12 protein-coding genes are annotated in these 11,830 nt (G+C 38.4%); 4 read left to right on the top strand and 8 right to left on the bottom strand.

What is annotated here, in order from left to right:
* Nucleotides 1-219: 219 nt before the first annotated feature.
* The 6 genes from GNE10_RS24075 to GNE10_RS24100 form a co-directional block, all read right to left on the bottom strand.
* Complete coding sequence (locus GNE10_RS24075) at nucleotides 220-1,629, bottom strand: HlyD family secretion protein (RefSeq protein WP_185567318.1); 1,410 nt, start codon at nucleotides 1,627-1,629, stop codon at nucleotides 220-222.
* A 32-nt stretch (nucleotides 1,630-1,661) separates the two neighbouring features.
* Nucleotides 1,662-3,812: a peptidase domain-containing ABC transporter gene (locus GNE10_RS24080; RefSeq protein ID WP_185567319.1), complete on the bottom strand. Its 2,151-nt coding sequence runs from the start codon at nucleotides 3,810-3,812 to the stop codon at nucleotides 1,662-1,664.
* 563 nt (nucleotides 3,813-4,375) lie between these two features.
* Nucleotides 4,376-4,603 carry a hypothetical protein gene (locus tag GNE10_RS24085; RefSeq protein WP_185567320.1) on the bottom strand — a complete coding sequence of 76 codons (228 nt, stop codon included), beginning with the start codon at nucleotides 4,601-4,603 and terminating at the stop codon, nucleotides 4,376-4,378.
* A 144-nt stretch (nucleotides 4,604-4,747) separates the two neighbouring features.
* Nucleotides 4,748-4,966, bottom strand: a complete 219-nt coding sequence (locus GNE10_RS24090; RefSeq protein WP_185567321.1) for a hypothetical protein — start codon at nucleotides 4,964-4,966, stop codon at nucleotides 4,748-4,750.
* A gap of 115 nt (nucleotides 4,967-5,081) precedes the next feature.
* Nucleotides 5,082-5,300, bottom strand: a complete 219-nt coding sequence (locus GNE10_RS24095) for a hypothetical protein (RefSeq protein ID WP_185567322.1) — start codon at nucleotides 5,298-5,300, stop codon at nucleotides 5,082-5,084.
* 623 nt (nucleotides 5,301-5,923) lie between these two features.
* Entirely contained in the window at nucleotides 5,924-6,355 is a 432-nt protein-coding gene (locus GNE10_RS24100) for a nucleoside deaminase (protein WP_185567323.1), read from the bottom strand.
* A gap of 19 nt (nucleotides 6,356-6,374) precedes the next feature.
* Between GNE10_RS24100 and GNE10_RS24105 the strand changes: the two genes are divergently transcribed.
* Both GNE10_RS24105 and GNE10_RS24110 read left to right on the top strand, forming a co-directional pair.
* Nucleotides 6,375-7,298: a nucleoside hydrolase gene (locus GNE10_RS24105; protein ID WP_185567324.1), complete on the top strand. Its 924-nt coding sequence runs from the start codon at nucleotides 6,375-6,377 to the stop codon at nucleotides 7,296-7,298.
* Between the two features lie 92 nt (nucleotides 7,299-7,390).
* Nucleotides 7,391-8,326 (top strand): site-specific DNA-methyltransferase, encoded by a 936-nt coding sequence (locus GNE10_RS24110; protein ID WP_185567325.1) that lies wholly within the window; start codon nucleotides 7,391-7,393, stop codon nucleotides 8,324-8,326.
* On the opposite strand, the gene GNE10_RS24115 is transcribed toward GNE10_RS24110, so the two are convergent.
* Both GNE10_RS24115 and GNE10_RS24120 read right to left on the bottom strand, forming a co-directional pair.
* The gene (locus tag GNE10_RS24115) at nucleotides 8,315-8,956 is read right to left on the bottom strand and encodes a hypothetical protein (protein ID WP_185567326.1); all 642 of its coding nucleotides are present in this window, start codon (nucleotides 8,954-8,956) and stop codon (nucleotides 8,315-8,317) included. The two genes, GNE10_RS24110 and GNE10_RS24115, sit on opposite strands and share 12 nt — an antisense overlap.
* Nucleotides 8,957-9,003: 47 nt before the next feature.
* Complete coding sequence (locus GNE10_RS24120; protein WP_185567327.1) at nucleotides 9,004-9,555, bottom strand: NUDIX hydrolase; 552 nt, start codon at nucleotides 9,553-9,555, stop codon at nucleotides 9,004-9,006.
* Nucleotides 9,556-9,683: 128 nt separating this feature from the next.
* On the opposite strand from GNE10_RS24120, the gene GNE10_RS24125 reads away from it, so the two are divergent.
* Together GNE10_RS24125 and GNE10_RS24130 are read left to right on the top strand one after the other, a co-directional pair.
* On the top strand, nucleotides 9,684-10,736 hold the full coding sequence (locus tag GNE10_RS24125; RefSeq protein ID WP_185567328.1) for a dipeptide epimerase: 1,053 nt from the start codon (nucleotides 9,684-9,686) through the stop codon (nucleotides 10,734-10,736).
* The gene (locus tag GNE10_RS24130; RefSeq protein ID WP_185567329.1) at nucleotides 10,720-11,766 is read left to right on the top strand and encodes a DUF1611 domain-containing protein; all 1,047 of its coding nucleotides are present in this window, start codon (nucleotides 10,720-10,722) and stop codon (nucleotides 11,764-11,766) included. Before GNE10_RS24125 ends, GNE10_RS24130 begins: the two co-directional genes overlap by 17 nt.
* Nucleotides 11,767-11,830 lie beyond the last annotated feature (64 nt).

Raw genomic sequence — 11,830 nt, forward strand, 5'->3', positions numbered from 1 at the left:
CATATACTTATTATAATAAATTGTTTATTGTTAATAACAAAATTAAGAATCATCACGTATTATTTATTTATTTAAATCAAAGACAAGGAGACAAATTGCAACAATTTTTGCCCTTTGTTTCCTTGTCCTCTCCCCATACCCAATGCCCAGTGTTCCCGACCTCAACAAATAATCTCGCTGCGTAAATTCTGTTTCTCAAGCATACTTTGTTAGTTAATTTTATAAATCGGTAATTAATCTAGCTTTTCTCAACAGAAATTGTAGTGCTGTTTCTTGTTTAGAAATAATGTCAGCTTTGGCTTCCATACCAGATTGCAGATGACACTGATGGCTATTTCCAAAGATGAGACTTTCAGGTTGAATTGTGACTTCAAAATAGCTAGCAGCAGGAGTTATCGAATTAGATGTTGGCGTATTTGTATTATTATTGTTAGAGTTAATGGCATCTGGTGATACAGCTTGAACGACTCCTTTTAAAGTGCCATAATCAGGATATGGACAAGCATCAATTCGTAGTTGTGCTGTTTGACCAACAGCAACATTTTTGATTTCTTGGGTGGGAATTAATGCTTTAATAATCAGACGAGCATTATTAGGAGTAATTTCGGCAATAGCTTCACTTGCATGTAAAACTTGTCCATTATTGCGTAAATTTAGTTTTAGGATAATACCATCGTTGCTAGCTCTTAAAATAGTATCTTGCAGTTGATTGACTACCTGTTGAATTTCTTTTTGTGATTGTCCGATTTGATTTTGAATTTCCACTCGCCTTTGAATTAAAGCTTGTTTTTCTTTTCGCAGAGTAGCAATAGTGGCTTGGCCTCTAGCAGTTTCTTGGGTGATGCGTTCAAATGCGATCGCTACTGTAGCATTTGTTGGATTCACAGCAGCTTGGGCTGAATTAACTTGAGTTTTGGCGATATCAAGAGATTTTTTTGTAGCCTCTAGAATGGCTTTAGTTTGCTCAACCGCAAGTTTTTTTTGTTCGTACTCACGTCCTCCAATTGCACCGAGTTCTGATAATTGTTGATAGCGATCGCGATCCACTTCAGCAAAACTCAAATCGGCTTTGGCTTTATGCAAATCAGCTTCAGATTTTTCTAAATTGGCTTGTGCTGCTAGTAATTCGTTACTAGTGGTAACTTGCTTTTCCTGATATTCTCTTTGAGTGCGTTCCCAATCTGTCTTTGCAGAAATAATCGTCCTTTCTGCGATTGTAGCTTCAGCTAAAATTTGGGTATTTAAAGCCCGAATTTGAGCCTCAATTTGAATAATTTGTAATTTATCTTGCTGAATGCTAGCTTCAAGTTGGCTCTTTTTAATTTGCAATTGGTCATCTTCCAGATAAGCAATAGCATCACCTTTTTTAACAAGTTGATTTTCTTTGATCAAAATACTTTTCACCGTTCCTTCAACCTTCGGTTGTACTAAACGAATTTCTCCAGTAGGACGCACAGCCGCCGTTGCTTTCACTGTGACATTGTATTTCATCCATGAAGCTAGACTAATCCCAGAACTAATACTACCAATCAGGAAAATTCCTGCTAACGATGTCCAACGGCTTACAGGTGGAAGAAATTCTTCACTTGGAACTGATGGTAAAACTTTTTGATTATAAGTGTACAGCATAATTAAAATTAGTCATTGATCGTTGGTCATTATTAAGGATTTAAAAACTCTAAATGTTCTCCACATATAGAACGTAATCTCTGCAAAGAACCTTGAATTTTTAACTTACCTCCATCTAGTAAAACAACCCAGTCAGCACGATTAATTACCTTCGGACGGTGGGTAATCAAAATAGTAGTTTTACCACGACGATGTTTAAATAATTCATCTAAAACTTGCGCTTCACTTACTGGATCGAGTCCAGAAGTTGATTCATCCAAAATTAACACTGGTGGATCTGTAACAATGGCTCTTGCTATTGCCAATCTTTGCCGTTGTCCCCCAGAAATGTTTGCTCCAAATTCACCTAAAATCGTTTGATACTTGTCAGGAAGTTTACTAATAAATTCATCAGCATTAGCAATTTGACAAGCTCTCACAATCTGTTCAAAGGTAACGTGAGGCGCACCTAAACGGAAGTTTTCAATAATCGAACGACTCCAAAAGTGAGCATCTTGAGGAACTAAAGCTATCTGTTGACGCAGACATTCAAGAGAAATATCCTGTATGTTATAAAGTCCAATGCGGATATTACCTGATTGTATAGGATACAAGCCTGCAATTATTTTGGCTAAGGTACTTTTACCACAACCAGATTTACCGATAATAGCGATAACTTGGCCGCCAGGAATAGTTAAAGAAAAGTCTTCTAATAATTCCACTCTACCCGCATAATGAAAATTGATGTGACTACAAACAATATCAGCATCCTCAACAATTTTGACAAATGGTTTTTTAGCATCTCCTTGGTTTTCTGGAGTCGCGTCTATGACTTCTGTCAAGCGTTGAGTAGCAGTTTTCGCACGGGTAAATTCATCTACAAAATTGATTACAGTCCCTATTAAACCAACAAAATTACTATTCATGGAATTGAATGCTAGCAATTGCCCAATACTCAAATGTTCTTGGGGATTAATGACTAAATTCCCTCCAAACCACAGCAAAACAATACTACCAACTCCAGAAACCAAGTTCGAGAATGTACCATTTATAATGCCAATCTGAATTGTGTTGAGTGTCAAAGTAGAAATTTTACCAAACCTACTTTGCAATTCTTCCCAAAATTGTGGTGCGGCTGTGGTGGTTTTCAGAGTCAAAGCACCTTTAAAGGTTTCAACTAATAGACCTTGTGCTTCTGCTTCTGTTACTAAAACATCACGAGTTTTTTGTTGTAATTTTGGCTGGAATACGATTGTAGATAAGGTCATGAATACAGATACAAATAAAGCAACTATTGTTAATTTCCAGCTATAGAAAGCCATCAATGAAAAAGAAATAATGGCAATAAAAAACTTACTAGGCAAAGTCACAACAACTTGAGATACTAACTGATTAATTTGGTCAATATCTCGCAAACGACTGACAATTTCTCCACTACGTCTAGCCTCATAATAAGAAAGGGGTAATTGGAGAATTTGCCGCCCAAATTCTAAAACTAGCCCTAATTGTAGACGCTGGGCAAAATGAGCAATTAAGTTAGATTGTACCCAAGATAAACTACTAGAAATTATATTCATCACAACTACTGCGATCGCCATTGTCGTGAGTAATTTTGTATCACCCCGAACCAGCACATCATCAGTAAGAATTTGTAGTAAGAAAGGTGAAGCTAAAGATAGTAATCCTAACAATAAATTCAGAGGTAAAGCTTGAGCCAGAATTGCTCTAAAAATCCAAATGCGTTTAAAAAAACGCCAAAAACCTCCAATCTTATCATTCTCTTGCTCGTGAAAGCGTATTGCATCAGGTTCCAGCAACAACATTAACCAATCGCCCCACCCGTCTGCTAAATCTTTTGGAGACAGATAACGCAAACCCACAGCCGGATCGGCAACTACATATTTTTTGCCTTTTTTACCATATAAAACTACCCAATGATGCCCTTGCCAGTGAATAATTGCTGGTAGCGGTGCTTCATTCATCCGTTTTAATAATTCTGGCGAAGTTTTCACTGGGCGAGCATTAAAACCAAGCATTTCTGCGCCTCGTTTTAACCCCAATAAAGTTGTTCCTAATTGTCCAGTACCTACAGCTTCACGCACACGACTAAGAGTAAAAGTTCTACCATAGTGTTTAGCAATTGAGGCAATACAAGCAGCGCCACAATCTTCTTCACTATGTTGTGGAACATAATGATATTTCATAAACAAAAATACAGATATTAAGTTGTGCCAAAATTTTTGCTTTAAAAAACTATGAATATATTATGCAAACCGTTTCATAATATATTCATATAAAAGCTTTTAACTTCAAACTGTCTACCAGATACACTGATTACAATTCGATCTCCTGCGTCTACTTCTGCAAAAACGTGATGTATTTGAAATTATAAAAGCTGACTTCCAAGCAAATTGAATTTCATCTTGAGTAAGTCCAGGATTACCAAATACAACACTAGCACCCAACATGAATAAATAAGTATTCATGTCAAAACCAACTTGTAAATTACCTCCACTGACACTAGCAGATTCTTCAGGGGTAATTTCTTGAAAAAGAGGGTTACTATCTTCCATCGTTCGCTTGTATTAAACTGGTTTTAACAATAAGCAATTTACAAGCCAAAAGCATAAATTAACAATTCAAATTTCAAGATATTTTCAGTCGGGGATTTAAACCCCCACTGAAAATTTGTTATAGACGAAGGGTTTTGTAATTAATCGTTTTAATTGTTAATTACCCACTTTGTATTCGTGATTTTTGGTAACGTTTAAATTCCCACTGGAAACCATAACTGGCTACCAATACTATTGTCAGGTTCAGGAGAGGGACTAGGAGTAGGATAAGCAAGAATTACTTCTTTACCGTGTCCGTCTGCATTGAGAATCTTAGGTGTTTTGTCATCATAAACAAATATAGGAATTGCACCACCACTGACAACAGCAGCTTGTTCATTAATTAGCTCTGTAAAAATTGGAACGCTTTGATTAATGTTCATTTTTCCTCCTTTATTGATGCCAATTTTTAGGATTGTTTTGAGGAATGATTTAAATACTGGAACACTGTCTTAATGCTCCAGTATTTAGTTTCTTACTCGACGCTGATATCTCTCACATGCTTAGTTAAGCTTTATATCAGATAATTAAATACCCAATGCATATTCCCAGCCAGCTTGAATTTCATCTGAGGTAAGGCTAGGATTACCAAATACAACCCCAGCACCCAAAACAAACAGATAAGCATCTAAATCGAAAGTCAAGCTATTACTATTACTGTGACTGCGTTTTTTTCCACCTCTCACAACCTCAGATTGTTCAGCAGAAATTTCATTAAACAAGGTGTTATTTTCTAGAACTTGCATGATTTTGCTCCAAGAATTAAAATGTTGACAGTTGATATTTGCGGGGAGTTGGTTGTTAGTTTTGTTTTCCTCCAACTCCTTGCTTAATTAAGACAATAAGTGAAAAACAGGATAATTAAATACCCAGTGCATATTCCCAACCAGCTTGAATTTCATCTGAAGTAAGTGTAGGATTACCGAATACAACCCCAGCACCCAAAACAAACAGATAAGCATCTAAATCGAAAGTCAAGCTATTACTATTACTGTGACTGCGTTTTTTTCCACCTCTCACAACCTCAGATTGTTCAGCAGAAACTTCAGTAAACAAGGTGTTGTTTTCTAGAACTTGCATGATTTTACTCCGACAATTAAAATGTTTAAAGTTGATTTTCGCTGGGAGTTGATTGTTATGTTTGTTTCCCTTCAACTCCTTGCTTAATTAAGACAATAAGTGAAAACACTGGCTGCGGTCATGTATAGTTCATGCAAAGTTTGTTACCAAAATTGGTAAACTTGATTTCACAATTACGCCACGAGGATTTCCGAAAAATACACAGTATCCAGTAAAATTAGGTATAAACGTTCGTAAAATATAATTCTGGTCAACATTTGAGCCGCTTCTAGTGGATTTTAGATAGTATCCAAAAATTGCGATCGCCACGCTCCCCTAACTGTTGCAGACATCGCCTCACCTTGACTCAATTTATCAAAATATACTTTCTTCAGAGAAATAAGCAGACTCACAGACCACTTATAAAGTAAACCTTAAATTGTAGTGGCGTGGCAAGGCTAAAATAGTGCATTCGTAAACTCTTGTGGAGTGGGCATCCTGTGTGAGGAAGCAACTGTGCAATTTAAAATAGGACTTACGTAATGACAACACTGGCGTTGCGTAAGTCCTATTCGCTTTTGAAAAACTCTAGTTCTCAACTTGGACTAAGTTGAAAAGAATTAAAAACTGCTGTATCAGAAACTTTATTTACCAATATCTTCATTCCAAAGTTCGGGGTTAGTTTCAATAAATTGACTCATTATTTGTTCGCATTCCTCAAGATTGAGATCGATTACTTCTACACCGTGAGATATCATAAAATCTTTGGCACCAGGAAAAGTTCTGGATTCTCCAGCAATAACTTTTTTAATGCCAAATTGTACCACCGCCCCAGCGCACAAATAGCACGGCATTAAGGTTGAATATAGTGTTGTACCTCTATAGTTACCAACTCTGCCAGCATTGCGGAGACAATCAATTTCGGCATGGGTAACAGGATCGCCATCTTGGACGCGTTTGTTATGTCCTCTGCCGAGAATTTTGCCATCCTTGACGAGAACCGAACCGATGGGAATTCCGCCTTCTTGTCTGCCTTGTTTTGCTTCTTGAATTGCAGCCTGCATAAACTCATCCATTTTTTTATTCTCCTAAAATATGTCAAAACAACTCGTATTAATGGATCATGATGGCGGTGTAGATGATTATTTAGCAACTATGCTGCTGCTGACAATGGATAATATCGAACTTCTCGGTGTTGTCGTCACCCCAGCCGATTGTTATATCCAACCAGCTGTTAGCGCCACGCGGAAAATTCTCGATTTGATGGGATTTTCTCATATTCCGATCGCACAAAGTACTGTGCGTGGTATTAATCCCTTTCCTAATCTCTATCGCCGCGATTCCTTCATCGTTGACCATTTACCCATTCTCAATCAAAGCGAAACCATCACTACACCTTTAGTTGCCGAATCAGGACAAGATTTTATGATTCAGGTGTTACGCGAAGCATCAAACCCCGTAACCTTGATGGTAACTGGGCCGTTGACGACAGTTGCAGTGGCATTAGAAAAAGCACCAGATATTGAAGCCAAAATTCATCAAATAGTTTGGATGGGTGGTGCTTTGAATGTTCCTGGTAACGTAGAAAAAAGTTTGGAACCCGGACAAGATGGTTCTGCGGAATGGAATGTTTATTGGGATTCAATTTCCGCAGCACGAGTTTGGCAAACCCAAATTGAAATTATTATGTGTCCTTTGGATTTGACAAATAATGTGCCAGTGACATCAGAATTAGTCCAAAAAATGGGGCGACAACGGCATTATCCCATTTCTGATTTAGCAGGACAATGTTATGCATTAGTTATTCCCCAAGATTATTATTTTTGGGATGTTTTAGCAACGGCTTATTTAGGACATCCAGAATTTTATCAACTGCGTGAATGGGAAACAGAAATTATCACCACTGGTGTGAGTCAGGGACGCACTAAAGTTGTGTCTGGTGGGCGGAAAATTTATGCAATGGATAAAGTAGATAAAGAGGCTTTTTATGCTTATATTTTGCAACAATGGGCGAGGTAAAAAAATGAAAATTAAAAATTAAACTTGAAGTAATAGCGCGATCGTGCTAATTTTAGTCATCATGAAATTTTGTTCTCAGTTATGAAAAATCTGTGCTAGGGAAATACACACAATTAAAACTTAACTATTCACTGTATGAGTACGGCCAGTCGTTAGTAATACATGCAGACTGTTTTGAATGGCTGAGTCTAATTCCTGAGTGCAGCATTCACGCGATCGTTACCGATCCTCCCTATGGAGTTAAAGAATATGACTTTGACCAATTAGAAAAAAAAGAAAATGGTAAGGGAGGAATCTGGAGAATACCACCATCTTTTGATGGAAATATACGTTCTCCTCTGCCACGTTTTACTGCTCTTAGTGATAAGGAGAGAGCTAGCTTATATAGTTTCTTTTTGGAATGGGCAAAAGTAGTTATTCAACCTCTATGCCCTGGTGGTCATATATTTATTGCATCTAATACATTCCTCTCTCAGTTAGTTTTTCAAGCATTAGTAGATGGTGGACTTGAATATAGAGGAACAGTTATTCGCTTAGTAAGAACATTGCGTGGAGGAGATAGACCAAAAAATGCTGAAGAAGAATTTGACGATGTTTGCTCGTTACCTCGTGGCTGTTTTGAACCTTGGGGAATATTTCGTAAACCTCTTTTAAAAGGAATGAAGGTTAGTGATTGTCTGAAGGAATTTGGAACTGGAGGTTTGAGAAGAAAGCCTGATGGTAATCCTTTTGAGGATGTTATTGCTAGTGAACGCACTCCTCAAAAAGAACGTAATATTGTAGAGCATCCCAGTCTGAAACCGCAATCTTTTCTCAGAAAAATCGTTTATGCATCTCTTCCATTAGGAAAAGGTATTATCGTAGATCCTTTTATGGGATCTGGTTCTACTATCGCCGCAGCAGAGGCTATTGGATATCAAGGAATTGGGATTGAGCGATACAAAGATTATTTTGAAAAAAGTCAAATCGCTATTCCCAAATTATCAATGATACAAACAGAAAATTATCAAACTTATTTACAAATATGATGAATCTTCATATACCCAGTTAGTTTTCATTTTACGAAAACCATTTTTATTAACACTTGCTGTAATTGTACGGCGGCTAGTTGAAGAACGTCCAGAAAAAGTCCAATCATCTTCGTTGAGTTTAGCAGCATATACAGCTCTAAAAACAAAAGGCTTTGGTTCTATATTTTTAATGCTGTCGCTAGATGTATTGCTATCAAAACAAAAGACCATAAGCCATACAGCTTCCGGATTATGTCCTTGCCAACCATTTAAATGTCTAGAACCTTTAATTTCTATGCCTTGACTTGAATATTGAACTGCATTGTCCGGAAAGGTATTTATTGGAATTAGATCTGGATGACCATTGTGATATTGATTCTTCACAAGGTTAGGGCAGTACTTTGGAATACTCATATTCATAAATTCGCCGACAATACTGCTAAAATTTGCTGGCATCAAAAAACTTTCCAAACGCGACATATTTTTACTTTTTAGTTGAACGTTAATAAAGCCCAGGAAATCGATAAACTCCTTCATAGCTTCATATATATGCTGCGTCTTTAATTCATATGGAAGCTCACAATGAGAATTAAACAAATCTAAATTTACTGGAATAGGCAAACAAGCTTTTTGCTCTTTATCTGTCATTAGTATTGGATGGCTTCAATTGTAATAATTTATCTGAATAAAACCTATTAATAATTGATTAATTTTAAACCTAAAAAAAGGGCAGCGACAGTTCCCGCTACAGAAATTTCACCTTGACGAATTTTCTCTAAAACTGATTCTAACGGAATTAATATAATCTCGATTTCTTCTGTAATATCAAGTTGTTGTTTTCTAAATTGGATGACATTTTTTGCTAAAAATAAATGTATTTGATTGGTATCTTTACTTGGCTTATCATATAAAATTCCTATCTTTTGAAATTCTTCGGCAATATAACCAGTTTCTTCTGTAAATTCTCTCATTGCTGCTACTTCGGGACTCTCTTGTGTAGGATCGAAACTTCCTGCGGGCAGTTCTAAGAAAAATTCACCGACGGCATGTCTGTATTGCCGGACGAAAATAATTTCTCTACTACTGGTAATAGGTAAAACCATAGCAACGTCTGGCTTAATACTGACAAAATAATCATCGATAATTTTTCCATTGGGCAATTCTATTTCGTCTTGCCTGACCTTACACCAGTAATGGTCTAATACCATTTTGGATTTCAAAATTTTCCATTTCTTTAAGTCGCTCATATAAGTAAAAAATAATATTTTGTATCAGGAACCATACAGTCAATGTAAAAAAGTATAACGGATACGTCCGATAAGCTAAATTTTGAATTTACACTGGCTTTTGCTTTAATATAATACGCTCTATATTTATGGAAATAAATGTAAGTTTATTTACAGTGAATAAGAGATTCCCGTTGACTATCAGTCGCGGGACAACAGCACAGACTACCAATGTCTGGGTGAAAATTTCACAAGATGGCATTGAAGGTTGGGGGGAGGCGTCGCCCTTCGGCGTGGGTAATCATCGGCAATCAACTGATACAATCAAAGACGCTCTAGAGCAAGTTATACCACTCCTGCAAGGGTTCAGTCCTTTACAACGGCAGGAAGTTGAACAAGTGTTGACCGAAAACCAAGCTCCTTCTAGTGTGAAAGCAGCCTTGGATATAGCAATGCACGATTGGCTCGGTAAACGTGTAGGGTTACCTTTATGGCAAATTTGGGGACTCGATCGCCACGCCATTGTACCAACTTCCTTGACAATTGGCATTAATTCCCCAGAAGGTGCGATCGCCAGAGCCAAAGATTGGTTAAACTTTACTGATGTTCGTGTTTTCAAAGTCAAGCTTGGTAGTCCTGATGGCATAGAAGCAGACCGCAAAATGTTCTTAGCAGTGCAAGAAGCAGCACCAAAAGTAGAATTTTTTGTTGATGCTAACGGCGGTTGGAGTTTAGAAGATGCGATCGCCATGTGCCATTGGCTGGCTGATTTAGGTATAAAGTATGTAGAACAGCCATTACCACGGGGACAAGAAACAAGTTTGGCAAAACTCAAACAAAACTCTCCTCTGCCCATCTTTGTTGATGAAAGTTGCTTTACAAGTTCTGATATTCCCCACTTAGCAAACTACGTGGATGGGATAAATATTAAACTGATGAAATCAGGGGGACTAACTGAGGCCATGCGAATGGTACATGTGGCCAGAGCCTATGGATTACAAGTGATGTTCGGTTGCTATTCTGATAGTTCCTTAGCCAATACAGCAGCAGCACAGCTAGCACCACTAGCTGATTATTTAGATTTAGACAGTCACCTGAACTTAATTGATGACCCATTTACGGGTGCATTGTTAACACAAGGAAGAGTTTTGCCAAACGATTTACCAGGTTTGGGGGTACAACACAGTGCGTTTGCCACTTAATCAACGAGTAGCTATCTTACTTCATGAGGGAATTACCGGGACTCAAGGTAAAACAGGGCTAGCAATTCTACGTTATAGTGAAGCCCCTATTGTCGCAGTCATCGATCGCGATTGTGCAGGCAAATCCCTGCCACAATTAACAGGTATCAACCGCGATGTACCAATTGTGCCATCTGTAGCCGCAGCCTTGGAATACAAGCCAGAAGTCTTGGTAATTGGCATAGCCCCAGGAGGTGGCGCTGTACCAGATAATTATTGGCTGGAAATCAAAGAAGCTTTACAAGCTGGAATGTCCTTGGTAAATGGCTTACACACAGCAATGGCAAATATGCCAGAACTCAATGCACTGCTAAAACCAGGGCAACTTATTTGGGATGTGCGGAAAGAACCGTCTAATATACCTATTGCCAGTGGTATGGCACGCACTCTCCCCTGTCGGCGAGTATTGACTGTGGGAACCGACATGGCCATCGGTAAAATGTCCACCAGCCTGGAGTTACATCGGGTGTCGAAACTGCGCGGATGGAGTTCTAAGTTCTTAGCCACAGGTCAAACAGGTGTCATGTTAGAAGGCGATGGTGTGCCTTTGGATGCCGTGCGAGTAGACTTTGCCGCCGGTGCTGTGGAACAGATGGTGATGCGCTATGGCAAAAACCACGATATCCTGCACATTGAAGGACAAGGTTCGCTGCTACATCCTGGTTCCACCGCCACCTTACCCTTAATTCGTGGTTCTCAACCAACCCAACTAGTATTGGCACATCGAGCCGGACAAGTTCATATCCGCAATCATCCCCATGTAGTAATTCCACCTTTACGTAAAGTAATCCAGCTTTATGAAAGTGTCGCCAGTGCCGGCGGTGCTTTTGGTACTGTACATGTTGTGGGTATAGCATTGAACACAGCCCATCTAGATGAATCTGCGGCGAATGAAGCCATCGCTCAAGTGGCAGCAGAAACAGGACTACCTTGCACCGATGTTGTTCGTTTTGATGCCAATGTAATTTTGGATGCAGCGATTAAGAATTAGGCTCGTATTGCTCCAATACTTATCGGGTTTTGGGGGAAAGGGGAAGGGGAAAAGGGAAAGAAAA

The organism is Nostoc sp. 2RC, assembly GCF_014222165.1.
Taxonomy (GTDB): domain Bacteria; phylum Cyanobacteriota; class Cyanobacteriia; order Cyanobacteriales; family Nostocaceae; genus Nostoc; species Nostoc linckia.

Excerpts from the sequence above, each read along its gene's own strand:
- GNE10_RS24075 (WP_185567318.1), bottom strand. The coding sequence starts at position 1,629 with ATGCTGTACACTTATAATCAAAAAGTTTTACCATCAGTTCCAAGTGAA.
- GNE10_RS24080 (WP_185567319.1), bottom strand. The coding sequence starts at position 3,812 with ATGAAATATCATTATGTTCCACAACATAGTGAAGAAGATTGTGGCGCT.
- GNE10_RS24085 (WP_185567320.1), bottom strand. The coding sequence starts at position 4,603 with ATGAACATTAATCAAAGCGTTCCAATTTTTACAGAGCTAATTAATGAA.
- GNE10_RS24090 (WP_185567321.1), bottom strand. The coding sequence starts at position 4,966 with ATGCAAGTTCTAGAAAATAACACCTTGTTTAATGAAATTTCTGCTGAA.
- GNE10_RS24095 (WP_185567322.1), bottom strand. The coding sequence starts at position 5,300 with ATGCAAGTTCTAGAAAACAACACCTTGTTTACTGAAGTTTCTGCTGAA.
- GNE10_RS24100 (WP_185567323.1), bottom strand. The coding sequence starts at position 6,355 with ATGGATGAGTTTATGCAGGCTGCAATTCAAGAAGCAAAACAAGGCAGA.
- GNE10_RS24105 (WP_185567324.1), top strand. The coding sequence starts at position 6,375 with ATGTCAAAACAACTCGTATTAATGGATCATGATGGCGGTGTAGATGAT.
- GNE10_RS24115 (WP_185567326.1), bottom strand. The coding sequence starts at position 8,956 with ATGACAGATAAAGAGCAAAAAGCTTGTTTGCCTATTCCAGTAAATTTA.
- GNE10_RS24120 (WP_185567327.1), bottom strand. The coding sequence starts at position 9,555 with ATGAGCGACTTAAAGAAATGGAAAATTTTGAAATCCAAAATGGTATTA.
- GNE10_RS24125 (WP_185567328.1), top strand. The coding sequence starts at position 9,684 with ATGGAAATAAATGTAAGTTTATTTACAGTGAATAAGAGATTCCCGTTG.